The organism is Pseudoalteromonas sp. MM1 (genome assembly GCF_030296835.1).
In the GTDB taxonomy this organism is placed as follows: Bacteria; Pseudomonadota; Gammaproteobacteria; order Enterobacterales; family Alteromonadaceae; genus Pseudoalteromonas.
In genome coordinates this window covers 339,337-363,181 of sequence record NZ_AP027923.1, presented here as the reverse complement: position 1 = coordinate 363,181, position 23,845 = coordinate 339,337, and the positions used below count along the sequence as shown (strand labels likewise).

Annotated in this window: 20 protein-coding genes; 12 read left to right on the top strand and 8 right to left on the bottom strand. The window is 39.2% G+C overall.

The window, feature by feature from the left end; all coding sequences use genetic code 11:
- The first annotated feature begins 57 nt into the window (after positions 1-57).
- Genes QUE46_RS18275 through QUE46_RS18265 form a run of 3 tightly spaced genes read left to right on the top strand, consistent with a single transcriptional unit; the run spans position 58 to position 3,484 of the window.
- Positions 58-1,224, top strand: a complete 1,167-nt coding sequence (locus QUE46_RS18275) for a PqiA/YebS family transporter subunit (RefSeq protein WP_374761414.1) — start codon at positions 58-60, stop codon at positions 1,222-1,224.
- Complete coding sequence (gene pqiB / locus QUE46_RS18270) at positions 1,221-2,876, top strand: intermembrane transport protein PqiB (RefSeq protein WP_286249211.1); 1,656 nt, start codon at positions 1,221-1,223, stop codon at positions 2,874-2,876. Before QUE46_RS18275 ends, pqiB begins: the two co-directional genes overlap by 4 nt.
- Complete coding sequence (locus QUE46_RS18265) at positions 2,876-3,484, top strand: PqiC family protein (RefSeq protein ID WP_286249209.1); 609 nt, start codon at positions 2,876-2,878, stop codon at positions 3,482-3,484. Before pqiB ends, QUE46_RS18265 begins: the two co-directional genes overlap by 1 nt.
- On the opposite strand, the gene QUE46_RS18260 is transcribed toward QUE46_RS18265, so the two are convergent.
- The gene (locus QUE46_RS18260; protein ID WP_286249207.1) at positions 3,481-3,981 is read right to left on the bottom strand and encodes a GNAT family N-acetyltransferase; all 501 of its coding nucleotides are present in this window, start codon (positions 3,979-3,981) and stop codon (positions 3,481-3,483) included. The genes QUE46_RS18265 and QUE46_RS18260 overlap by 4 nt on opposite strands.
- Positions 3,982-4,285: 304 nt before the next feature.
- Between QUE46_RS18260 and QUE46_RS18255 the strand changes: the two genes are divergently transcribed.
- Positions 4,286-5,668 carry a Na+/H+ antiporter NhaC family protein gene (locus QUE46_RS18255; RefSeq protein WP_286249205.1) on the top strand — a complete coding sequence of 461 codons (1,383 nt, stop codon included), beginning with the start codon at positions 4,286-4,288 and terminating at the stop codon, positions 5,666-5,668.
- 57 nt (positions 5,669-5,725) lie between these two features.
- Here QUE46_RS18255 and QUE46_RS18250 read toward each other — a convergent pair whose 3' ends face one another.
- A complete protein-coding gene (locus QUE46_RS18250; protein WP_286249203.1) occupies positions 5,726-8,608 on the bottom strand; it encodes an insulinase family protein in 2,883 nt (960 codons plus the stop codon).
- Between the two features lie 168 nt (positions 8,609-8,776).
- Between QUE46_RS18250 and QUE46_RS18245 the strand changes: the two genes are divergently transcribed.
- Positions 8,777-9,196: an MAPEG family protein gene (locus tag QUE46_RS18245; protein WP_286249201.1), complete on the top strand. Its 420-nt coding sequence runs from the start codon at positions 8,777-8,779 to the stop codon at positions 9,194-9,196.
- A gap of 47 nt (positions 9,197-9,243) precedes the next feature.
- On the opposite strand, the gene QUE46_RS18240 is transcribed toward QUE46_RS18245, so the two are convergent.
- Positions 9,244-10,002 (bottom strand): peptidylprolyl isomerase, encoded by a 759-nt coding sequence (locus QUE46_RS18240; RefSeq protein WP_286249260.1) that lies wholly within the window; start codon positions 10,000-10,002, stop codon positions 9,244-9,246.
- A 296-nt stretch (positions 10,003-10,298) separates the two neighbouring features.
- On the opposite strand from QUE46_RS18240, the gene ushA reads away from it, so the two are divergent.
- On the top strand, positions 10,299-11,921 hold the full coding sequence (gene ushA, locus QUE46_RS18235; RefSeq protein WP_286249199.1) for a bifunctional UDP-sugar hydrolase/5'-nucleotidase UshA: 1,623 nt from the start codon (positions 10,299-10,301) through the stop codon (positions 11,919-11,921).
- A gap of 41 nt (positions 11,922-11,962) precedes the next feature.
- Here ushA and QUE46_RS18230 read toward each other — a convergent pair whose 3' ends face one another.
- Entirely contained in the window at positions 11,963-12,907 is a 945-nt protein-coding gene (locus QUE46_RS18230) for a hypothetical protein (RefSeq protein WP_286249198.1), read from the bottom strand.
- The gene (locus QUE46_RS18225; protein WP_286249196.1) at positions 12,900-13,781 is read right to left on the bottom strand and encodes a hypothetical protein; all 882 of its coding nucleotides are present in this window, start codon (positions 13,779-13,781) and stop codon (positions 12,900-12,902) included. Before QUE46_RS18225 ends, QUE46_RS18230 begins: the two co-directional genes overlap by 8 nt.
- Before the next feature lie 233 nt (positions 13,782-14,014).
- Here QUE46_RS18225 and QUE46_RS18220 point away from each other — a divergent pair, with 233 nt between their 5' ends.
- Together QUE46_RS18220 and QUE46_RS18215 are read left to right on the top strand one after the other, a co-directional pair.
- Positions 14,015-14,860, top strand: coding sequence for a S1/P1 nuclease (locus QUE46_RS18220; protein WP_286249259.1), 846 nt, complete (start codon positions 14,015-14,017; stop codon positions 14,858-14,860).
- Between the two features lie 330 nt (positions 14,861-15,190).
- The gene (locus tag QUE46_RS18215) at positions 15,191-18,313 is read left to right on the top strand and encodes a TonB-dependent receptor (RefSeq protein WP_286249194.1); all 3,123 of its coding nucleotides are present in this window, start codon (positions 15,191-15,193) and stop codon (positions 18,311-18,313) included.
- A gap of 53 nt (positions 18,314-18,366) precedes the next feature.
- Here QUE46_RS18215 and QUE46_RS18210 read toward each other — a convergent pair whose 3' ends face one another.
- Positions 18,367-18,795, bottom strand: coding sequence for a MarR family winged helix-turn-helix transcriptional regulator (locus tag QUE46_RS18210; protein WP_286249192.1), 429 nt, complete (start codon positions 18,793-18,795; stop codon positions 18,367-18,369).
- Positions 18,796-19,210: 415 nt separating this feature from the next.
- On the opposite strand from QUE46_RS18210, the gene hmgA reads away from it, so the two are divergent.
- Both hmgA and maiA read left to right on the top strand, forming a co-directional pair.
- Complete coding sequence (gene hmgA, locus QUE46_RS18205) at positions 19,211-20,509, top strand: homogentisate 1,2-dioxygenase (protein WP_286249190.1); 1,299 nt, start codon at positions 19,211-19,213, stop codon at positions 20,507-20,509.
- Between the two features lie 5 nt (positions 20,510-20,514).
- Positions 20,515-21,144 carry a maleylacetoacetate isomerase gene (gene maiA / locus QUE46_RS18200; protein ID WP_286249188.1) on the top strand — a complete coding sequence of 210 codons (630 nt, stop codon included), beginning with the start codon at positions 20,515-20,517 and terminating at the stop codon, positions 21,142-21,144.
- Here maiA and QUE46_RS18195 read toward each other — a convergent pair.
- Positions 21,141-21,374: a TIGR02647 family protein gene (locus QUE46_RS18195; RefSeq protein WP_286249185.1), complete on the bottom strand. Its 234-nt coding sequence runs from the start codon at positions 21,372-21,374 to the stop codon at positions 21,141-21,143. The genes maiA and QUE46_RS18195 overlap by 4 nt on opposite strands.
- A 117-nt stretch (positions 21,375-21,491) precedes the next feature.
- On the opposite strand from QUE46_RS18195, the gene QUE46_RS18190 reads away from it, so the two are divergent.
- The gene (locus QUE46_RS18190; protein WP_374761410.1) at positions 21,492-21,794 is read left to right on the top strand and encodes a DUF1496 domain-containing protein; all 303 of its coding nucleotides are present in this window, start codon (positions 21,492-21,494) and stop codon (positions 21,792-21,794) included.
- Between the two features lie 54 nt (positions 21,795-21,848).
- Positions 21,849-22,157: a VF530 family protein gene (locus QUE46_RS18185; protein ID WP_286249181.1), complete on the top strand. Its 309-nt coding sequence runs from the start codon at positions 21,849-21,851 to the stop codon at positions 22,155-22,157.
- Positions 22,158-22,203: 46 nt separating this feature from the next.
- On the opposite strand, the gene QUE46_RS18180 is transcribed toward QUE46_RS18185, so the two are convergent.
- On the bottom strand, positions 22,204-23,823 hold the full coding sequence (locus tag QUE46_RS18180) for a diacylglycerol kinase family protein (protein WP_286249178.1): 1,620 nt from the start codon (positions 23,821-23,823) through the stop codon (positions 22,204-22,206).
- Between the last annotated feature and the right edge of the window lie 22 nt (positions 23,824-23,845).

Genomic DNA, 23,845 nt, shown 5'->3' with positions numbered 1-23,845 from the left:
ACAATTTGCCCGTGTTGCGATTTAATAATAGATATACCCGCAATAGCCGATAAGCAAATGGCCGTGTGCCCGCATTGTCACCATAAGCTGTGCGAAGGCGATGTAAACAACGATAGTAAAGTAGTCGCGCTGAGTATTGGCTCATTGCTGATGCTCTTAAGCAGCATGTTTTACCCGTTTATTTCATTTAGTAGCAGCGGTATAACGCAAACAATTACCTTGCCCGATGCGGCCCGAATTTTATTTAATTACGACAGTGAGTTACTTGGCTTATTTATTGATTTAAGCATTATTGCGCTGCCAATGAGCTTACTGATCATTCTGATCCCTTTACATCTTGGTCTTTTGCAAACATTGCCAGAGGGTATAGCAAGGCGATTGCTCAAGTTTACCTTGGCTCTTGAGCCTTGGATCATGTCGGAAATATTTTTAATTGGCGTTTTAGTAAGCATGGTTAAAATTATGTCGCTTGCCGACATTAGTTTTGGCGCCAGTTTTTGGGCCTATATTGGCTTTGTTATTATGTATATTGCAGCACTTGCTCATGTAAATAAGCCGCGTTTATGGGCACATATTAAACCAGCAACACCTATCGAAGATGCAGCAAACGCTAAACGGGCAATTGATCAAAATATAAAAGCCTGCCATGTATGCCACCAACTTTGTAAAGAGGACTACTGCCCTCGCTGTCACAGCAAAACACATATTAGAAACCCTAATAGCGTCCAAAAAGCGACAGCTTGGTTAGTCACCTCAGTGCTATGCTATATACCTGCAAACCTATTACCAATAATGCACACTACAAGCCTGGGTGATGTAACACCATCAACCTTAATTGGCGGCGTACTAACACTTTGGAAAAGTGGTTCTTACCCAATTGCCGCCATCATATTTTTGGCCAGCGTGGTGGTGCCATTGGCTAAAGCATTTGTGCTTAGCTTTTTATGCATTATGGTGGCAAAACCTGCTAACAAGCACACAAAAGGCTATACTAAAATTTATCAACTTACTGAATTTATTGGCAAATGGTCAATGATTGATGTATTTGTTGTTGCTATACTCGTTGCCTTAGTGCAACTAGGCAACTTAATGTCAATTACCCCAGGGCTTGGCATCGTATTTTTTACTGTTATGGTAATATGCCAAATGATGGCTGCACATGCGTTTGATCCGCGCTTGTTGTGGGACAAACCAAAAAACAAACATTCAGAGAACAAAGCATGACCGAAACGGCTAATGTAACAACAAAACCAAAAATTTCTGCTATTTGGATTATCCCGCTAATAGCCTTATTAGTTGGTATATGGATGTTGTATCAATACCAGGCAAATGTAGGCCCTACTATATATATAAAAATGCCCCATGCGGAGGGTATTATTGCAGGTAAAACAGAAATAAAAGTGCGCAGTGTTAAAATTGGCCAAATTGATGCTATACGCCTTTCTGACTCGCAAGATAGTGTTATTGCACGTGCGCAAATAGACAAAAACTACAATGAACTGCTCACCGAAGATGCCAAAATTTGGGTGGTTAAACCCCGTATAGACGAAACGGGCATTAGTGGTATGAGTACGCTTTTGTCAGGTGTTTATTTAGAGTTTGCCCCTGGGGAGAGTAAAAAGCTAAAAGAACGTTTTGTATTACAAGACGAGCCAGCCCTTATTGGTAAAGATGTAAAAGGTGGGCGTTTTCAGTTACTCAGCTACAACGCTGAAGTACTCGAGGTAAGCACTGGAATATTTTTTAAAAACTACAAAATAGGCCAAATAGAAACCGCTACTTTTGACTGGAAAAATCAAGCAATGAAGTATGGTATTTTTATTAACGAACCTTATCAAAACCTCATAACATTAAACTCTATTTTTTGGGTTAACGCCGGCATTGAAATAGACCTATCGGCCGATGGAATTAATATAAGTACAGGCTCATTAAGTAAACTACTCAAAGGCGGTATTTCTGTTGGCTTACCAGAGCAGCAAGCACCAGGAGATTTAGCACAAGATGGTCATAATTTCTCATTGAGTCAAAGCTATAAAGAAGCCCTGGAAGAGCGTTTTTACGATTTTGATTACTACATTATTGATTTTGAACAATCAATACGTGGCCTAAGACCTGGTGCCCCGGTGGAATATCGTGGCACTCGAATTGGTACCGTGGTAGAGGCGCCCGCTAACGTTATTATCAATGGTAAACCCGCGCATTTTAAAAACCATAACACAGCGGTGCCTGTACTGATTAAAATAGAATATGGCCGTTTATATCACGATAGCGCAGCGGCCAAAGAGTTTTGGCAAAGCAGCCTAACCGGTTGGATAAAAAATGGTATGCGCGCCTCTTTAAAACCAGGCAACCTTTTAACAGGCGCAGTGTATGTAGATTTTGATATATACCCCGACGCACCAAAAGCGCATTTAGCAAAACTTGCGCAGTATGATGTTTTTCCAAGTATTTCAAGCGGCATTACGGTACTTGCCGATCAGGTCTCGGATGTGCTTAACAAGGTAAATGATTTAAAAATTGAAGACAGTCTGGAGCAAATGCAGGCTACGTTTAGCGACTACCAAGCCCTTGCTAACGAAATGCGTGCGTTATTAAGTCAAAAAGATACACAAAACTTACCCGGCGACTTCAACCGTAACTTTGATAAAATGACCAAAAGTATGGAACAGTTTGAAGTGACCATGCGTCAATTTGATAAAACCATGGCAAGTTATCAGGCAGGCTCTGAGTTTCATCATCAATTACAGCAAACCTTACTTGAATTTAAACGCTTAAGTGAAGAAATTCAACCGCTTACGCGGGGTTTAAACGAGCAGCCAAATATGTTTATTTTTGATAAAGCACTCCCTGCTGATCCACAACCAAGGAAGCAATAATGAAACACTTATTTTTAGCCATAAGCGTGTTAATTACCCTTAGTGGGTGCAGTGCGTCAATTCAAACCGCAACGCAGTATTATCAATTTGAACAACCCATTACTTCATCATCACGCCATGTAAAAGAAACTGATGCGCAACTTAGAGTACAAACTGTGGCCCTTAGAGGCGCACTGAATAACTTAGGTATAGCGATGAAAATTGATAATAATCAAATTCATGCCGCAAACTACAACCTATGGGGTGAATCACCCGATGTTATGCTCACCGCTACAGCGCAACAAACCCTTTTTAATGCAATGCCCAATTGGATGGTCATTAAAGGTTTACCAGTTATTACAGAGCTTGATCAGCAAACGTTTTACGAGCTAGAGTATGAAGTGCACCACTTTAACGGTGATATGCAAGGCAACGCTGATATTTCAGGGTTATGGCGCTTATATTACACCCATCCAGAAACTGGCCGCCGACTGCTCAGCGTACATAATTTCTCAAACATTGTCCCCATAGAAGACGACGGCTATGATGGCTTAGTGACCACCCTAGAACAAGCGTGGTTAAACATAAACTTAGATGTGGCAAAAACTATAGAGCAAGCCCGACTTTAATAACCATATATATTTACGGCGGTTTTATCATCATTAATAACCGCCTTGCCTATCATGTTAAAACCTAACTTTAATAATACACACTGAGAAGCGGTGTTATTAGCTGCGCAAATAGCACTGACCTGTTTTATCCCTAGAGTGTGCCTACTTTGTAAAAGCGCTTTGGCCGCTTCAAAAATATAACCGTTTTTCTCATAATGAGTTAACAAGGCAAAACCTAAATCTGGCAGTTGCAACGCTTTACGTTTATAAAAACCCACTATTCCTACTGCTTCACCACTGTGTAAAGTAATAATATAAGGACCAAACCCTTGGTGTTTATAGGAAGCTATAAAAGATTGCTCAATATAGTTTTTGGCATCACTAAGCGTATAAATGCCTTTATCGCCAATATACTTGATAAAATTAGGCTGATTAACCAAATTAAGTAACATGGCTGCATCGTGCTCATTTGCATAGCGAAGCAATAAACGTTTTGTTTTAATTACGGCGTTCATTTAAAGCCTTCGTAAAAAAGTTATTCATGTAAATAAATTTTTATTGACTGGAATGCAAAACCAGATTATTTTTGCGCCGATGTTTTTACAGGCACAACAATAGCGGTATGCATTTCTTGCTCCGTCTGGCGCCAAAGCCAACGCGTTTTATTTAAACCCTTAATTTAACATAACAGTTTAAATACTCCTCTCGCGTACAAAAGCAGTGACTTGGAAAATGATTTAACAACAAAATATCATTTTCTTTGTTTTTGTATAAGCAATTTAAATTCTTAAATATGCTTTTAATTTTGTGAACACTTAAATGCTTGAACCCTCTGCGTTAAGTTTACTGCCACCAGCGGTGGTTGTTGTTTTGGCTGTTGTTTTACGCCGCCCTATTTTATCTTTACTTATTGGTGCTTTGGTTGGCTTAGCAATAGCCGACCCTGCTCAGGTGCTTACAAATTTTGCCAGCACATCGCTTAAAGTAATGACCGACGAAACCATAGGTTGGTTAATACTTGTGTGCGGCGGCTTTGGCGCTTTAATCGCATTATTAGTGCGCACTGGCGGTGCGTCGGCGTTTGGCAAATTAGCGCTAAAATACACTAAAGGAAAACGCTCCTCTTTATTTATGACCTTTTGTTTAGGGGTCGTGATTTTTATTGATGACTACTTAAATGCGCTTACCGTTGGCGAAACCATGAAGCGCATTACTGATAAGTTTAAAGTTAGCCGAGAAATGCTTGCCTACGTTGTAGACTCAACAGCAGCACCTATATGCGTACTTGTCCCTTTATCGACTTGGGCGGTATTTTTTGGCGGCTTGTTAGTCGATAACGGTATAGCTGAAGAAGGCAAAGGCATTGCGGTGTATATTCAAGCCATTCCTTATATGTTTTACGCTTGGTTTGCAGTACTAGTTGTATTGCTTGTTGTACTCGGTGTTATTCCTGCTATTGGTTCTATGAAAAAAGCAGAAAAATTAGCGCAAGTTGAGCAAGCCAGTGTTGATCCTGCGCAATTTAGTGATGTTCAAACAGCCGACGAATACGCAGTAAAAGCGGTTGAAGAAAGCTTTGAAGACGCAGATCCTAAAGGAAAGTTACATAACTTTTTACTGCCAATAATTTTATTGGTAGCCTTTACAGTTTATTTCGAAATAGATGTATATAAAGGCTTACTGGCAACGATGGCGGTAACGCTGCCTTTTTATGCACTACAAAAATTAATGAGCGTTAGCGAAATGATTGAGCGCATGCTTGATGGCTTTAAAAGCATGATACCAGCTATTGGCACTGTTATAGCAGCATTCATATTTAAGGATGTGTGCGATTTAATTGGTTTACCGCAGTTTGTTATAGGCAGTTTAAGCCCCTACATGACCGCGCAGTTTTTACCTGCGGTAGTATTTATTGCGATGGCGATTTTGGCCTTTGCAACTGGATCTAGTTGGGGGATTTTTGCGGTGTCTATTCCTATTGTTATGCCACTAGCAAATGCCGTTGATGCTAATGTTCCACTGGTTATTGGCGCGTTATTATCAGCATCATCATTTGGTAGCCAAGCATGCTTTTATTCAGACTCTACCGTACTTGCAGCCCAAGGCTCTGGTTGTAACTTAATGAGCCATGCAGTAACACAGTTGCCGTATACATTAATAGCGGCTTTATTGGCGGTTATTGGCTTTATTGTTATGGCATAAATAAAAAACCCCAATGTAGCAATACATTGGGGTTTATTTTTACTTTATGTATAACGTTTATTTTTGCAACTTAATGCCATTGTAATAAGCATCAAGCGTAGTGATTTTTGTTTGATTAGGTAAATCAGCAAAGTCACTTTCAATAAACTTAGTACCACGCAGCTGCACATTTAAACGGGCGGCTTGTGGGTTTAACATTGTTTGTTTGTAGTACTGTTTAATATCTTCAAGCGTTACTTTTTCAACTTCATCAACTAGCTTTTGCTTAGAGTCAAAGTTAAAGTTTTCACGATACCAATCAGTAATAAGAGGCCCCATTTCATCGCTTAAGTTTTTAGGCTGCTCTTTTAATGATACAAGCGTCGCATTTTTAAGCTGCTCAAATGTATCTGTGCTCATGTTATCAAGCTCTACCGCATACTCTTTTTTAAATTGTTCAAAGCGTGCTTGTATCTCTTTAGGGCCTTTAACCGGTGTTTGAATAAACAAGCCAATAGCTGAGTATTCTTCTATTGGGCGAGCCAAGGCACCTACAGCGTATGCGAGCTGCTCTTCGGTACGCATTTTATCAAATGCAACGGTTCTAAAGTGACTTTGTAGCACTGCTGCTTGTGCTTTTTGCTTATATCCGGCTATTGGGTGTACGGTCATATCTACAACAGCTACATCGGCTACATCAATATCTTTTTGAAGTACCAATGTTTCGCCTGGCTGTGGCAACCATGCTTTACTGCGAGCAAACTCACTCGATGTATGATTGCTCGGTAAAGTGGCACTTAACTCATTGGCTATCGATTCTATATCTTGTTGGTTGTAATTACCGTAGCTAAATACACGTAAATCGTTGGTGGCAAATGTAGCCACTTTTAGCTTATTTAAATCGGCAACACTTAGCGATTCTGCCGCTTTAATTAGTGCTTGTGTATCAAAACTGCCTGTGCGGGTAAGTTTAGAATAGGCAGCAAATGCTTGTGCATACGGAAATTGCTTTTGCTGATTTAATAAGCCACGTTTGTAGCGATCAATTGCTTGGTTAAATGCTTGTGCAGTTACGTCGGCTTTTAACCCGCTTAGAGCCTGTTTTAACAGTACATCTTGCTTATCAGTAAAGCCGCTCATCGATAAAACTAAACCATTACTTGGCGCAAGGTTTACGCTCATGCCGGCTATGGCGGCTTCAGTACTTAGTTGGCTTTGTTGAATGTTATATAAATCGGCCCAAACTGAATAAAGTACTTCAGCATTTAAGTCGTTTAAGCCAGGTTGGGTATTAATATATACCTCAACCAACCCCTTTGGCTGGTCTGCAAACTTTTGACTTGCTTGGCGCCATACTTTTACGCCGTTTTTATCGTAAGCCAGTTTAGGGTGTTTCTGCTCTTTAAACTTAGCTGTTTTAATGGCAAAGCTTTCAGGTAATAAGTTATTTACACTTGGTAAAGCAAGCTTAAACTCGCTTGGTGTTTTCCAGCTGGCAATCTCGGCATCGCTAATATCTTCTATGCGGTACTTACCATCATAAAAATGCAGTTGCGAGTCGGTTTCTTCTTGTTGCGAAATATACCAAACGCGCAGCGTATCGGCATTTAATTGTTTAAGTACCGCGTTTATCGCCTCTGCGTCAAATTTAGCATAATAGTAAGGTGCATCAATAGCATGATTTAATGGGTAATCTTGCATGCTGCCAGTAAGCGCGCTGACATAGCTAAACTCATCACCTTTTTCTAAAAACTTAAATTGGTTGCTAAGTGATGTACGAATCTCGTTAAAGTACTTAGCATCTACACCTTCTTTTTTAATCAGTTCAATGTATTGCATAATAGTTGCGACAATTGTTTCGCGGTTTTTCATGCCTTCATCGGTTAATTCTAACGAAATAGTCAGTGCGCCGTAATTACCATACTGGCTAGGAGAAGGTGACGCAGTTAATTGTGATACCCAGCCTTTGTCGCGTAGTATTTGTGCAGGGCTACCTGGCATTTCATTACTTAATAAATAACTTACATAGCGATTAGGTTTTACTGCAAAGTCGCGGCTATTGTTATTAATAGTAAACTCAAGTTGCAGTTGTTTTACGTCTTCATTCGGTGAGTAATATACTTTTTTCCCACCGGCGTTATCAAAATCAAGTTCAGCAGTAACGGTTGGCTTTTCAATGTGTTTATTTTCGATATCGGCAAAATAAGTTTTTGCTTTTTGCTCCATTTGATCAATTGGCAAGTTTGAAATAAGCGCCACTTTCATGATGTTAGATGAATAATATTTATTGTAAAAGTCGACCGTTTCTTTATGTAATTGGCTACCTTCTTTGTCACCTAACGTTTCTAGGTTACCAATTAAAAAACGATTTGCAGGGTGATCACCCATCATTTTACGGGCAAGTTTAAACTGACCAAAAAAGTCCATTTCGCGGCGCATTGACCACTCGGCATTGACAGCGTTTTTTTCTTTATCCGCATATTCAGGATACAGTTTAGGAGCTTTAAAAAAATCAGCAAAACGGTCTAGCGCTTCATCAAAGGCATCGTTATTAATTTTAAACATGTAGTTGGTAATATCGAGCCAGGTATACGCGTTATTTACCCCGCCATTTTTGGTCATAAAATCAGAGTAGCCTTTTGTGTCGGGGTAGCGCTCTGTGCCTAAAAAAAGCATATGCTCTAAGTAATGTGCCATACCTTGCTGCATCATAGGGTCGTGTAGTAAACCTACACCTACACTTAGCGATGCTGCTGATTTTTCAGCACTTGGATCAGAGACTAAAATTACTTCTATTTCGTTTTCAAGCTTTAGGGTTTTATATTCACGTGTGTCATTTGGGCTTACAACTAATGTGTCGGAAAGTAAGGTGCTTTGTGAAGAACTAGAAACCGATGATGTATTTGTACAGCCACTTAAAACTGCTAAAGCGATGGCGCTAAAACCAAGAATTTTTTTCATTTTGTTTTTCCATTAAAATTGCGCTTAGGATGCGCTAAAAACAACGTAACAGGACTAAATTAACACTAACAATTAAGGGTTTACCACAAAATAATACTAATTTATGTAACACATTGTGAAAAACACCTGCATACTTAAAGTCAGTAAAATAATAACGAAGGAAATAGGATGGAAAAAATAATAATACTCGCCATGTTTGCACAAGTAACGTTATCACTCATTGTAATGTTAATTATGGGCAAACGACGCTTTGCTGCTGCAAAAAACAAACAATTACAGTTAAGCGATTTTAAAACCATGCACCTTGATAACGCAGGAGATACCGTACGCGTTGCCGATAGAAACTTTACTAATCAGTTTGAAATACCTGTGCTTTTTTATATCGGTTGTATTGTTGCACTGCAACTTAACAGCGCCAGCTATTTAATAACTGCGCTTGCGTGCTTATTTGTTATTTCGCGTGTTGTGCATACGGTTATTCATATTGGCAGTAATAATGTAAGAATGCGCTTTAATGTTTTTTTACTCGGCTGCGCCAGCGTGTTTGCTTTATGGCTTGCGATTGTTTGGCGAATTTTAGCATTTTAGTATAAGCGGCTTATTAGCCGCTTTTTTATTTACTGTTTAGCACATAGTTAGTATTTAGCGCGTTTTAACCGTTTTCCTATGCCAAGCAGTGCAATTAAGCAAAAACCAGCCCCCATACTCCCACCCGAGCTGCTTGACGAACCGGCCTCAGAGGATGAATCCTCTTGGCTTATTAATGTATTGGTTGTTGGGTTTAAGCTGGCAGATGAAAGCGGGTCGTCATCTAATACCACCACACTATTAATATTTACAAAGTTAGCGCTGCTCAGAGCTACGTCACTGCTTGAGCATTGTTCACTGGTTATATCAACCAATGGAATATCGCCGCAATGTACCAATCCGGCAATATTATCGAGCGTAGCTTGGCTTTGCGCTGTAATTTGTCCAAATACTGTAAAACCGCCGTTTTGAGTATCAAGCGCTGCGCTATTATCAACCATATTAAAAAACCATTGGCTCGTTGCGCTGTTTTCATCGTTGGCTAGTTTAGCCATCGCGATTGTGCCCTTGACATTAGATAAAACAGGCTCATTAACAACAGCTGGCTGAGTGGTTATTGGCACTAATTCGTCGGTAAATGTAAAGCCACCGCCTTGTATTACAAAGTCGCTCACTGAGCGGTGTATAACAGTTTGGTTGTATGCGTCATCTTCAATATAACTTAAAAAGTTAGCTACCGTGTTGGGTGTTTGTTGATCAAACAAGTTAATTTCTATTACACCGTGCGAGGTTTGCATTTCAACAATGGTGGCTTGGCTAGTAAAGCACGAAAACGCAAGTAGTGAGCCAATCAGGCACTTTTTCATCATGAGTCCTTTTTGTTATTGTTATTTAAATTAAGTGTTAATACTAATCTACACGACATGCCAAGGAAAAGCACAAATAAGGCTCAGCTACAATTCACACCTCTTCAGTTACACTTTATTACATTTACTCTTAAATACTGTTCACTGAACTCGCTTAGAGAAAACGCATTTATTAATTTAATACAGCATTTAAAATTCCAGTATAAAAAAGGTTAAAATAAGTACGTTATTTATTGCAAAATTAGTTTAAACTAAGCGCCTAATAAATTAAGCACACCATAATAAATGGGTATTTCATGCGTATAATTATTTTATTTTCAGTTATTTTATCTGTTATAGGTTGTACAAGCTCACCTTTTAACACCTCCAATGCTCCACAGTATATTACTGTATTACATACTAATGATAATCATGGGCGCTTTTGGCATAACGAAAAAGGTGAATATGGTATGGCTGCACGTAAAACGTTAATTGACGCTTTGCGAAATGAGGCACGACAGCAAGGCCATGCAGTACTGCTGCTTTCTGGCGGTGATATTAATACCGGTATACCAGAGTCAGACCTACAACACGCAGAGCCTGATTTTAAGGGGATGTCGTTACTCGGTTACGATGCTATGGCAATTGGTAACCATGAATTTGATAACCCGCTTAGCGTTTTAGCTAAGCAGCAGCAATGGGCTAACTTCCCCTTACTGTCTGCAAATATTTTTGATAAAGCCACCGGAGAAAGTGCATTTCAAGGCTATCAAGTTTTTGAAAAAAATGGCTTAAAAATTGCGGTTATCGGGCTTACCACTACAGACACTGCTAAAATAGCTAACCCTCAATATATTGGCCATTTAGAATTTAAAGACCCTGTTGATGTAACAGCTAAACTTGTTAAAGAAATTAAACAGCAATACAACCCCGATATCACCATTGCACTGACGCATATGGGCCATTATGTAGATGCAAACTTTGGAATTAATGCGCCAGGCGATGTTACTCTAGCTCGCTCTTTACCCGCAAATACCTTAGATATGATTATTGGTGGCCACTCGCAAGAGCCGGTTTGTATGGCTGCTAAAAATAAAAACGACGATAACTTCAAACCAGGTCTTGCTTGTAAACCTGATCAGCAAAATGGCACATGGATTATGCAAGCACACGAATGGGGCAAGTATGTAGGTAAAGCAGAGTTTAAGCTAGAAAACGGCACACTGACCTTATTAGATTACAAATTAATGCCTGTTAATTTATATGTTGATGAAATTCAAGACGATGGGTCAAGTAAACAAGTATTAGCCAATGAATACATTGAGCCCGATCCTACTTTAAAATCATTTTTAGCCACTTACCAAGCCAAGGGTGCAAAACAAATTGCAGGTAAAATTGGCAGTGTTGATGCGCGCCTTGAGGGCGATAGAAACAAAGTACGGTACCAGCAAACTAATTTAGCCCGTGTAATTATACAGGCACAAATGAATGTAGTTGGCGCCGACTTTGGCCTTATTAGTGGGGGCGGAATAAGAAGCTCTATTGAAGCGGGCGATATTAGCTATAAAGATATTTTAAAAGTACACCCGTTTAAAAATCGCATTACTTACATGGACTGGCAAGGGCGTGATTTGTGGAACTACTTAGAAACAGTGACTAGCTTCCCAGTGGATGCAGGTGCATATTTACAATATCACAAATTAGCGTTTACCCGTAAAAATGGCAAATTAGTCAGTGTACTCATTGACGGTAAACCACTTGAAGAGAATAAAACTTACCGTATGAGTTTAAATAGCTATAACGCATCGGGTGGCGACGGTTACCCTGCGATTAATAAACTTAAAGGCTTTGTGAGCACAGATGAAACCGATGCCCAGGCACTTAAAACCTTTGTCTCGCAAAATAGTCCACTTAAAGCTGCGCAGTTTGCACCTAAATAACTGCGCCTGCCTCCTTCACTCAAGAATAGGAAGGTAGCATGCTACTTTCCTATTATCTCTATATTTCCTTTTGCAACATTGATTAAAGCGTAACTGTGTAACCTAGATCTAGACCCTTCCCCATACGCCTTAGGCGGATAATAAATATCCTTCATATCAGGATACTCATTTAAAACTTCATCTAGGGCTGCGCGGATCTCACTGAGTGTTTTTTCTAAGCTACTATTAAAATTTGGACGCTTGCGTATGGTATGCCCAAGCTCTATTAGCCTGTAAAAATACTTATTTGCCAAATCTATCAGCTCATCTGGCACGTATTTATTTTGATTTAGCACAACATCGTTATTATCACGACAAAACTCTATTAATGCTAAGTAAAAGCATAACGGTTTATTTGCTAAGCACACAGTAACATCAGGCACATAGTTATTACTGAGTGTTTTGGTATTTAAATCAATAATTAAAGCCAGCTCTTTTGGTTTAGCTAAGTCAGTATCTGTACTCAATGGTGGCGTTTTCGCCTCAATAGGCATATCTATAATAGATTTCAACCATTTGCTAAACAAAATACTCGAGATGAGAAACAACAAGCAAATTAAAAACCTGTTTTCTGACCAAAACTGTGCGTTTTCTTCGAACACTAAAGAGACATGTGTGGTGCTTGACTTAAGCGTTCTTACAAACTGATTTGGTTTTAAAGTTATAGGCTTAGCAGATTTTGGTTCAATTTTGACTAAGCGCAGACTGTTGTCTAAATAGCCATTGAGCTTTAATAAATAGTCTTGCACTGCATGCTGGTTACCTGAGTGCTTTAACAACTCATTTGAAAGCGCAATTAATGGTAAGTCCAATGCAACTTGTTTTTCAGTTTCTATAACTTGGCGTTTAATAGCGTCACTCTGCTCATTAATTACAGACACATAAAACACTAAACAGTTAATAATAAAAACAGCGCAGCCAAAAAAAACATATTTATACTTATCCATTTTTAACGCTCTCACCTTTAGCTGTTACTTGCTCTGAACTGCAATCCCAGTAAGATTGCGCCTCTTTGTAATAACTCAGCGTCTGCTCCTTTGTCATATCAAGAATATGACGCTGTACAGCGCATAAAAGGTCTGTATTGTTTTGCTGCATTTTTAGATACCAGCGCGAACCTGAAATTTTATTACTTAAGGGAGTTATGTAATTTTTTGAAAAACGTGCTGCGTCACTTTCTTTCCAAAAAGACGCAATAATATCGACCTGCCCATTAGCTAATAAGTCACGCAGCTCGCTGTGAGAGCTGGCGTAGATAATATCTAGATTGGCTAAGTTGATATTTAAATCTTTAAACATTTTCTTAGGCAGTATATGCCCAGAGCGGCTTGTGGGGTAATCCAATAAGCCTATACGCTTATCTAAAAAGTATTGCTTTGTTAAGCGTGGCTTTTCTTTTGAGGAGATAAAAAATGCGGTGTAATCCGAGAAGCCCACCACAGATTGATAGTTATAGGTTAGCTCTGCATTAAAGGCATCCATTATATTGTTTTTTGCAAGTACTAGGTCTGCAATTCCTTTTCCAACAAAATCGAAGCTCTCCGTTGTACTGTCACCCCAGTAGCCTTTAACAGAACCGTATTGTTTAGTTACCACGGCATCAAGGCATAGAGACTCTGTAAGCTTCTCTGCCACGCTTTGCGATGGCGTAAATACAATAAGCTGATTTTTGTTTTCACTGGCTGTTGTATAACATTGTGTTGACGTTTTTATTAGTTCTGGAAAATTTATTTCATTACTTTTAACGCTCACCTTTCCAACAGACCATGCGGCAACCATAACCAGAAACAAAAGTGTAACAAACAACAGTTTATGTAACATGACCTTTCTAAACCCCATCAATAAGATGTACCTAACAACGCTAAGGTCATATTTGAACAATATTATTTACTTATTACAACAGGTAATTTTACCCATCACAGATAAACCGCTGATTTTAAACGGTTATGAATAAGAAATAATGAATACTCTTGACTCCTTCCTATATTTAGCAAAAACAATCACAATGTTTACACCAGCTAATAGGTGAATAAAAATAAATGCAAGAAACAGTGATGCGCATTAAAATTGCTACTCTCGTAGCCACAACGTTAATAATTGGTGCTATTTTTACAACTTCTAAAGTGTATGCATGGGGTCAAAATGGTCATCGAATTGTTGGGCATATTGCTGAGCAGCATTTGAGTGACGAAACGATGCATAACTTGTTGCCGCTATTAGACGGGCAATCTCTGGCTCAAGTTGCTACTTGGGCTGATGAAATGCGATCTAGCCCTGAGCTATTTTGGCGTAAAAAATCTTCACGCTGGCACTACATAAATCTTCCCAAAAATAAAACGCTTTCCATAAATCACGCACACACACACAGCAAAGACGATGTTACAAACATTCTAGAAGGTATTTACTTCTCTATTAGTACACTCCAGTCACCTACTTCTTCATTTAATGAAAAACAGTTTGCCCTAAAGTTTTTAGTTCATTTGGTAGGCGACAGCCACCAACCATTTCATGCTGGGCGAAGTGAAGATAGAGGCGGCAATTTAATTAAAGTTGATTTTTTTGACAACGAAACCAATTTGCATAGCCTTTGGGACACTGGATTAATAGAAAATGAAAATTTAGCTTACACTGAATATGCTAAGTTTATAGATACCGACGATGCAGCATTAATTAAAACATACTTAAACAGCAGCCCTACTACTTGGCTGATGGAATCTCATGAATTGGCCGAAGATATTTATACCTCAACCAGTGATGAAGTGAGCTATAGTTATGTTTTTAAATACAATCCGCTTGTTAAGCAACGTTTGCAAAAAGCAGGCATTAGACTTGCCGGTGTATTGAACTATTTATTTGATTCGTCAGATGACAATAAAAAATTAAAAATAACGACAAAATAATAATCAACCTATAAATAAAAAACCTACACACGGGAATTAATTTATGTTTATACATGGTCTGGAGTATAGCTAAAATAATAAAGCTAAAATTGTATTAATTACAAAATGTAAATAATCAGTTGTAAAAGGAATTATAAAATTTGCATTTCATAATACTGTCACATAACGGCGGTAACATAATAATAAGTAATTAATCCAAATTTAGTTAAGTATACAAGTATAAATTGTGCAAATTAATTTTGCATATTACAAGAGTATAAATTCAGCAGTACTATTTAATTTATACTACTTAAAATAACAATTTAATTATAACTTTCACGGGAAATGAAAATGAAGACTAAACTTCAAAAAACAGCACTCTCACTTGCTATCGCTGCGTGTGTAAGTGTAAGTGGCGCTGCATTCGCCAACGAAACAACCTCTGCGATTAAGGGTCAAATTACTGGTCCAAACGGTAACCCTGCTCCAGGAACTAAAATAACAATTTTACACGTACCATCTGGCTCAGTTAAAACAACAGAAGCAAACGATGCAGGTTACTTTACTGCTAAAGGTCTTCGTGTTGGTGGTCCTTACAAGGTAATCGTTGATTCTGATGTTTACGCTGACCAAGAATTTAATAATATCATCCTGAACATTGGTAACGATTACCCAGTAAATGCTGCACTTGAGCCACAATCAAGCATGGAGCAAATTGTAGTAACAGGTGCACCTATCAGCTCTATGTCTGGTGGTACAGGTCCTGCTTCTACATTTACCTTAACTGATCTTGAAAACACGCCTGCAATTAACCGTGATTTAAAAGATATCATTCGTATTGACCCGCGTATCACAATTGATGATAGCCGCGGTTCAATCAACTGTGGTGGTGGTAACCCTCGTTACAACAGCTTAACGCTAGATGGCGTTCGTATGAACGATAACTTCGGTCTAAGCTCTAACGGTTACCCTACTATTCGTGCCCCTTTCTCGTTTGACTCAATTGAGCAAGTTTCAGCTGAGCTAGCACCATTTGACGTACAGTACGGTGGTTTTACCTCATGTAACATTAATGCGGTAACTAAATCTGGTGGAAATGAAGTTCACGGTGGCATCTTCTACGATTTCACAAGTGATTCATTAAAAGGCGATAAAATTGAAGGCGAAGACGTTGATAACGGTAACTACACCGAAAAACGTTACGGCTTTAACGTTGGCTTACCGTTAATCGAAGATAAACTATTTTTATTCACTTCATATGAAAAACTTGAAGGTGTTCAACAGTTTAACTACGACGGTTTAAGCAGCGGCAGTGTAACTGCAGATGATATTGCTCGTATTACAAGTGTAGCTCAATCTGTATATGGTTATGACGTAGGCGGTATGCCTTCAAGTATGCCTGTTGAAGATGAAAAAATCTTAGTTAAATTAGATTGGAACATCAACGAAGATCACCGTGCAAACTTAATCTATAACTACAACGATGGTAATACGGTTTCACAGTCTGATACTGGTTCTAGCCGTGTTTCATTATCTAACCACTTTTACGACCAAAGTGCAGAATTTACTTCAATCATCGCATCTGTTTACTCAGATTGGTCAGATGACTTTTCAACTGAAGTTCGTATTGGTAAATCAGAACTAGATGCAACTGTACAGTCACTTGATGCTGCTAGCAGCTTTGGCGAAATGCAAATTCGTACAGAAGATGGTGGTACTGTATTTATCGGGCCAGATGATTCTCGACAGTCAAATGATCTAGATTACGATACCACTACATTTAAAGTAGCGGGTACTTATTATCTTGACCAACATACCATTACAGCTGGTTATGAGTTTGAAGAGCTAGATGTATTTAACTTATTCGTGCAGCATACTGAAGGTGAATATCGTTTTAATTCAGTCGATGATTTTGAAAACGGTATAGCAAGCGCCATTTTCTATAATAATGCTGCAACAACTAACGATCCAAACGATGCTGCTGCAAGTTTCTCATACGCTCAGCATACGTTTTATGTTCAAGATGAATACGCATTTACAGACCTAGATGCAAACATCACGTTTGGTTTACGTTACGATAAATACACAAGTGATGACGTACCTAACTTCAACCAAAACTTTACTGACCGCTACGGCTTTAGTAACCAAAGCACGTTCGATGGTATTGATTTACTTCAACCACGAGTTGGCTTCCAGTGGTACGCAACAGACGAGCTAGAAGTACGCGCAGGCGTTGGCTTATTCTCTGGTGGTAACCCGAATGTTTGGCTATCGAACTCTTATTCAAACGACGGTATTACTAATATTAGTGCAAACCAGTTTGGTGCTATCGACTTATTTGCTACACCTAACGTAAATGGTGGTTCTCCAGGTTTTGAAATCCCTCAGTCTCAATTTGATGCCGTTGCAGGTGTTGTTCCTGGTTCTGGCGATGGTCTTGTAAACGCTGTTGACCCAGACTTTGAAATTCCTTCAGAGTGGAAATACTCAATTGGTGCAACATACACAACAGAAAACGAGTATGTAATTTCACTTGATTACTTATACTCTAAGAAGAAAGATGCTGCGCTAATGCGTGACATTGCTCTTCAAGATACAGGTACAACAACTTTTGATGGCCGCCCTATTTACGAATCAATTGAAGGGCGCGCAAATGAATATCTTCTAACTAATGTAAGTGGTGATAGCGGCGACTCTTCAGTTATATCACTAGCAGTTAGCAAAATGTTTGATAATGGCGTAAGTGTTAACTTTGGTTACGCGTACACGGATTCAGACGATGTTAACCCAATGACAAGCTCTGTTGCGGGTTCTAACTACGGCAATATTGCGCTAACGGATCCTGGTAACCCTGGGGTTGCATCATCAGATTACGAAATCCCACATCGTTTTACTATGACGCTTGGCTACTCTCATGAGTTTGTAGATGGTTTTGCTACTCGCTTTAACCTATACGGTGAAGCATACAAAGGCTTACCATACAGCTATACATTTGATGGTAGTGACGAAAAAGTATGGGGCGATGCAAACTGGAACGGAGATCGCCAATTACTTTACGTACCACTTGAAAACGATCCTAACGTTGTTTATGACATGAGCGCTGATGAAATTAATGCGTTTAATGACTTTATCGCGTCTAACGGTTTAGAGCGCGGTGAAATCACTGGTCGTAATGCTGAAAACTCAGATTGGTTTGTTAAATTTAACTTTAAAGTTACTCAAGAATTACCAGGCTTTATGGATGGCCATAAAGGTGAAGCATTCTTCGTAATTGATAACTTAACTAACCTATTAAACGATGATTGGGGCGTACTTAAAAAAGGTCCTTTCGTTGGCGCTAGCATGATTTCAACATCAATTGATGAGCAAGGCCGTTACGTATACTCTGGCTTTAACGAAAACAATGCAAATACATCAGTACAAACTGATGCGTCTTTATGGCAAATGCGTGTAGGTGTTCGTTACACTTTCTAATCGCATTAGCGTAAAAAGCTATTTATTAAAGCCCATCTTTTGATGGGCTTTTTTTATTTGAAAGATGTTTTTAATTTAATTAGTAAGCTTAAAAGTTGTTCCTGCTCATCTTTACTAAAATTAGCCGCTAGTTGTCTCTGCCAAATATACGCATCCTGTGCGATACGCTGGTATAACTCTTTTCCTCGCTGATTTAACATAACGTCAGTTGCTCGTTTATCTTGCTCACTTAACTGAGTAACTAAGTAGCCTTGATCTATTAACGCTTTAATGGCTCTTGAAACCGTAGACTTATCCATATTGGCCAATGAACATAATTCCCTCGCATTACTTTGACCAAATTGAGCTAAATTGGCCACTATGCGCCATTGAGAAATGGTTAAATTGTATTTTTGTTGATATACACTGGCAAAGTCATCACTAATTTTAGTTGCCAATTGGTTTAGCTGATAAGGCAAAAATTCATTTAAATCTATTTCCATTAGTACTTTCTCACCGTTTTTACACACTTTTCAAGTTGTGCATTTTTATTTACAGTCTAAAACATGCGCTCATTTGAAATTACTCTCACTTGAGAGTACTTTAAACTAATTAGGGCCTGTTGACCTTTCAGGATTGAAATTTGTTCAATCTAGGGGCCATTTAATCGCGGCGTGAGGTTTGTAACCTAGTGGGCTAAGTAAAAACCGAGCAACAAAGAGTAAATGATCCCTAGGCAGAACCCTTCGGGCAGCGCCTGTTTGGCATTTATGCTACGTTATCGCCTATTTATGGGGAACAACCACACTGCATAGGCTCTGTCTTGCCTAATTACCAAACAGACTGCTGCAAATTCAACCTCGAAAGATAAACAGGCCCTAGAAAGATAAAACACTGTCACTCTCACAGGATCACATTATGGCCAACGAAATAAACTACATGAGCGGTTTTGGCAATGAATTTGAAACCGAAGCACTACCCGGAGCACTGCCTATTGGGCAATTTACCCCACAAAAAGTTAAGTACAATTTATACACTGAGCAATTTAGCAGCACTGCCTTTACAGCGCCGCGTGCTGCTAATCGCCGCACGTGGTTATACCGCCTTCGTCCATCTGTTGTACAAGGCGAATACACCGCTATAGATAACGCATTAATAAGAACAGCACCTATAACTGAAGCAATTACGCCCCCTACGATGATGCGCTGGAGCCCGATTGATATTCCCTCGAAGACTACTGATTTTATTGATGGATTAATTACAATGGCTGCAAACGGCAGTGCCAATAGTCAATCGGGTATTGGTATTCATATGTATGTTGCAAACAGCTCTATGCAAGGCCGTTATTTTTGTAATGCCGATGGTGAGCTGTTGTTTGTGCCTCAACAGGGCGAATTGCTATTACACACTGAGTGCGGAAAGCTGACTGTAAAGCCTGGCGAAATTGCAGTAATCCCACGCGGGATAAAGTTTTCGGTTGATTTAATAGATGAAACTGCACGTGGTTACATTTGTGAAAACTATGGCCATGCGTTTGAGCTCGCCGAGCGCGGCCCCGTTGGTGCTAATGGCTACGCAAACGATAGGGACTTTAAATACCCTGTTGCGTCATTTGAAGATAAAGAAGGCAACTTTCAATTAATAACTAAATTTAATGGTAATCTATTTAGCTGCCCAATCACTCACTCGCCTTTTGATGTGGTTGCATGGACAGGTAACAGCGCCCCGTACAAATACGATTTGGCCCGTTTTAATGTTATTAACACGGTGAGTTTTGATCACCCAGATCCCTCTATTTTTACTGTACTTACCTCCCCCTCAGCCACTGAGGGCATGGCAAATGTAGATTTTGTAATTTTTCCACCGCGCTGGATGGTGGCAGAGAATACATTTAGGCCTCCCTACTACCATCGGAATATTATGAGTGAGTTTATGGGTTTAATAGAGGGAGTTTACGATGCAAAACAGCATGGGTTTGTACCTGGAGGCGCTAGTTTGCATAATTGCATGTCGCCCCATGGGCCTGAAGCAGAGGTATTTGAAAAAGCATCTAACGCTGAGCTCATTCCGCAAAAATACGAGAACACGTTGGCCTTTATGTTTGAATCTCGTTACATAATATCGCCCACTAAATATGCCCTTGAAGGAAAAGAACGCCAAACTAATTACACTCAGTGCTGGCGTAGTATCACAAAACATTTTACAGGCGAGGAATAATAACAATGAAACTATACAGCTACTTTCGCTCATCTGCTGCTTATCGTGTACGCATAGCACTTAATTTAAAAGGCATTGAGCATGATATGCAATTTGTTAATTTACTTAAGTCTGAACAGCTAGCTCAGCCTTATTTAGATAAAAATGTGCAAGGCCTACTTCCCGCTCTTGAAACAGACGAAGGCGTATTAGCGCAATCACTCGCTATTTTAGAATGGTTAGATGAAAGCTATCCACAAACGCCGCTAATTTATGGTACTGCATGGCAAAAAGCGCAAATTCGTAATATTAGCTATGCAGTGGCATGTGATATTCACCCTGTAAATAACTTACGCGTGCTCAAGTATTTAAGCAACGAACTGGGTGTAGACGAGCAAGCAAAAACCACCTGGTACAAACATTGGGTAGAGCTTGGTTTTGAAAAAATAGAATTGATGTTAAATGAAAATAATAACTTTTGCGCTGGGGATCAGCCATCGCTGGCTGATATATGTTTAGTGCCACAGGTATTTAATGCGTTGCGTTTTAATGTTGATATGGCTGCGTATCCAAAAATTGCAGCCATTTATGCCCGCTGTAATGCTCTACATGCATTTAGTGACGCCGCGCCGCAAAATCAGCGCGATGCGGTTTAACTTTTTAACGCACTGTGTATAACACTTACGTGCTCAATTAAATCAAGGCCCAGTTCGGTTAAATAGCCGCCATCTGGGCTATCTATTACGCCTTTATCAAACAACCTTTGCGCTGCGCTTAATAAATTTGGCTGCGCATCCGAGTGTAACTTGATCCCCTGCATTTTGCTCTCACGTGGAAACTTAGCTAATAACGTAAATTCATCTATCATTGTTTGATTAAATTGCATGTGTTCACCTTTTTATAGTTGTGTGTTTAAGTCAGTGTTGTATAACGCTATTACTTACCCTAGCATGTTTTTTAATCGTGTGTACTATTTTTAAACTATCAAAATTCGAGGTTGATCATGCGCCATATTATGAGTTTATTTATTTTTTTAATTGCATTCACTTTAGCCTTTAACAGCTATGCAAAAACGCTCAAAACACATTCTATTATTGACGCAAATGAGATTATTAATAGTGGTGATATCTGTTGGTACGATAACAAACGCTATAGTGAAGGTGCGCTGATACAAGTACAATCTTTTGTCTTAGTGTGCGCGGCCATTAACTCGCAGCAAAATAACCGTGAGCTAATTTGGCTAAAATTAAATAAAAATGGCAATGTTGTTTATCCCGCTAAGCCTAAAACCATTACGGTCAATTAGCGCTAAATGAGTATTTACGCTACAATGCGCGCAGTTTAAATAAGTAGTATGGCTATGGATAATCAACCAAAAAATCCTCTTCACGGGGTAACATTAGAACAAATTTTAGTAGAGCTTGAGCAACGCTTAGGTTTTAAAGCCATGGGCGAGCAAGTAAAAATTAAGTGTTTTACCGACTCACCAAGTATTAAGTCGAGCTTAAAGTTTTTACGTAAAACCCCTTGGGCGCGTGATAAAGTAGAAGCGCTTTACCTTCATACTTTAAGTAACAAGCCACTGCGTAAGCCTAAAAGCGCAGCACGTCCAAAACACACTAACACGCCTGATACGAGCGGTTTTGTTTGGCCGTCTATTAAAAAGTAATAAACAATACGCAATTAAAAAGCACGTTTAATCGTGCTTTTTGTATTTACAGCTCTTTGCTAATAACCTTTAGCGCGCCTGGGTCTATGTTAATAACCAGTGTTTTAGCTGTTTTTACCTCACCATCTAGCACGTACTTTATGTCATCATCTGCCGTAATGGTTACTCTTTTAGCATTTGTATGATGCGAGCTAATTGCCAATTGGGTTTGAGTAATACTGCTAAACATTAGCTCGGCAATGCTAAGCACGCTGGTTGTATTTTCTTCACTTGGTACCAGCCAATTTATGTCTAGCAGACCATCTTCGTGATTGGGTTGCCCTCCCCCTTGCGCTAGTAGTGTAGTAAACGGAGCCGCATTAGCAACTATAAAGCTATTGGTATGCACCTCTTGTGTTTGGTTATCGTCAAGAGTGACATAAAGCGTTTGCGCTTTTTGCTCACTAAATGCCTGAAAAAAACCGTTTAAATACGCAAGTTGCCCAGATTTATTTTTAGCCTCTCTATCCGCTTTTTCTATCATCGATTGCTCATAACCAATACCAGCTAACAACAGCATTAGCTCATCGTTACAATACGCGGTATCTATTGTGTGAGTTTGACCATCAATAATTAAATCGCAGGCCTGTTCAACAGGAATTATTTTAGATCTAATCCCCATAAGCACATGAGCTAAAGCATTGGCTGTGCCCATTGGTATAATGCCCAGTTTACACTGGGTGTTTACCAACACACTTGCTACTTCTGTCACGGTTCCATCGCCACCACAGGCAATAATTATATCTGGCTTATCGTTAATGGCTTGTTTAGCAAGCTCAATACCGTTTATTTCTTTGGTGGTGGTTAATACTTCTAAATCATAATACGCCGACAACCTAGCCACTATTAAATGCTCTTTGTCTTGCCACATTTTGGTACCCGACACAGGATTGGCTATTAATACAGCTTTGTTTTTAATAACCAGCTCGCCCTTTTTATGTCGCTTTGCTAAATGACGAAGCTGATGCTTATTAAGATTTGCGGTTTCGCGGGTTTCTTTTATTTGCGCGAGCACTTGGTGAACATCGGCGTTTTTATTTTGGCTCAATAAATACGCTGCCATTACAAATACAGAGCGCCCTCTTCCTAGTGCACAATGAACTACCACGCGGCGGTCTTCTTTTATGTGATGATGGATCCAATTTATTGCTTGATTTAACTGCGAATGCGTAGGCACACTATGATCAAGCACTGGAATATTTAAGTAGCTAATATTTTCTTGTGTAGAGCTCCACTCTAAACCATCAAACTCACACGTAACATCTAAAATTGCTGTTATCCCGTTTTCTTTTAACGTATCAATATCGGAGGGGAATAATCTGCATGCTAAAAACAAATGCTCGTTAACTTTTTGAATCGGAGGGACTTTATCGTGCTTTCGAGAATACGCATTGTAAATTTGCACCCCCAATAAAAAAGGTACAAATGCCCAGCGAATATAAAATGGGATGACACCATTTTCGCGCTTTCTAAAAATTTTCGCTAAATTAAAAATATATGCACCACTAACAAGTATTAACGACAGTGCACTCCAATAAAATACCACGGCAAAATAAACCGAGTTAACCTCCCAGCCTATCAATATAAAAATTAACGCTAAAATTAAATAACTCGTTGCAGCCCACATAAATTCCCCTTTGTATTTACTG

What these genes read in the sequence shown, in the direction of transcription:
- QUE46_RS18275 (WP_374761414.1), top strand. Translation starts at nt 58, where the DNA reads ATGGCCGTGTGCCCGCATTGTCACCATAAGCTGTGCGAAGGCGATGTA.
- pqiB (WP_286249211.1), top strand. Translation starts at nt 1,221, where the DNA reads ATGACCGAAACGGCTAATGTAACAACAAAACCAAAAATTTCTGCTATT.
- QUE46_RS18265 (WP_286249209.1), top strand. Translation starts at nt 2,876, where the DNA reads ATGAAACACTTATTTTTAGCCATAAGCGTGTTAATTACCCTTAGTGGG.
- QUE46_RS18260 (WP_286249207.1), bottom strand. Translation starts at nt 3,981, where the DNA reads ATGAACGCCGTAATTAAAACAAAACGTTTATTGCTTCGCTATGCAAAT.
- QUE46_RS18255 (WP_286249205.1), top strand. Translation starts at nt 4,286, where the DNA reads ATGCTTGAACCCTCTGCGTTAAGTTTACTGCCACCAGCGGTGGTTGTT.
- QUE46_RS18250 (WP_286249203.1), bottom strand. Translation starts at nt 8,608, where the DNA reads ATGAAAAAAATTCTTGGTTTTAGCGCCATCGCTTTAGCAGTTTTAAGT.
- QUE46_RS18245 (WP_286249201.1), top strand. Translation starts at nt 8,777, where the DNA reads ATGGAAAAAATAATAATACTCGCCATGTTTGCACAAGTAACGTTATCA.
- QUE46_RS18240 (WP_286249260.1), bottom strand. Translation starts at nt 10,002, where the DNA reads ATGAAAAAGTGCCTGATTGGCTCACTACTTGCGTTTTCGTGCTTTACT.
- ushA (WP_286249199.1), top strand. Translation starts at nt 10,299, where the DNA reads ATGCGTATAATTATTTTATTTTCAGTTATTTTATCTGTTATAGGTTGT.
- QUE46_RS18230 (WP_286249198.1), bottom strand. Translation starts at nt 12,907, where the DNA reads ATGGATAAGTATAAATATGTTTTTTTTGGCTGCGCTGTTTTTATTATT.
- QUE46_RS18225 (WP_286249196.1), bottom strand. Translation starts at nt 13,781, where the DNA reads ATGTTACATAAACTGTTGTTTGTTACACTTTTGTTTCTGGTTATGGTT.
- QUE46_RS18220 (WP_286249259.1), top strand. Translation starts at nt 14,015, where the DNA reads ATGCGCATTAAAATTGCTACTCTCGTAGCCACAACGTTAATAATTGGT.
- QUE46_RS18215 (WP_286249194.1), top strand. Translation starts at nt 15,191, where the DNA reads ATGAAGACTAAACTTCAAAAAACAGCACTCTCACTTGCTATCGCTGCG.
- QUE46_RS18210 (WP_286249192.1), bottom strand. Translation starts at nt 18,795, where the DNA reads ATGGAAATAGATTTAAATGAATTTTTGCCTTATCAGCTAAACCAATTG.
- hmgA (WP_286249190.1), top strand. Translation starts at nt 19,211, where the DNA reads ATGGCCAACGAAATAAACTACATGAGCGGTTTTGGCAATGAATTTGAA.
- maiA (WP_286249188.1), top strand. Translation starts at nt 20,515, where the DNA reads ATGAAACTATACAGCTACTTTCGCTCATCTGCTGCTTATCGTGTACGC.
- QUE46_RS18195 (WP_286249185.1), bottom strand. Translation starts at nt 21,374, where the DNA reads ATGCAATTTAATCAAACAATGATAGATGAATTTACGTTATTAGCTAAG.
- QUE46_RS18190 (WP_374761410.1), top strand. Translation starts at nt 21,492, where the DNA reads ATGCGCCATATTATGAGTTTATTTATTTTTTTAATTGCATTCACTTTA.
- QUE46_RS18185 (WP_286249181.1), top strand. Translation starts at nt 21,849, where the DNA reads ATGGATAATCAACCAAAAAATCCTCTTCACGGGGTAACATTAGAACAA.
- QUE46_RS18180 (WP_286249178.1), bottom strand. Translation starts at nt 23,823, where the DNA reads ATGTGGGCTGCAACGAGTTATTTAATTTTAGCGTTAATTTTTATATTG.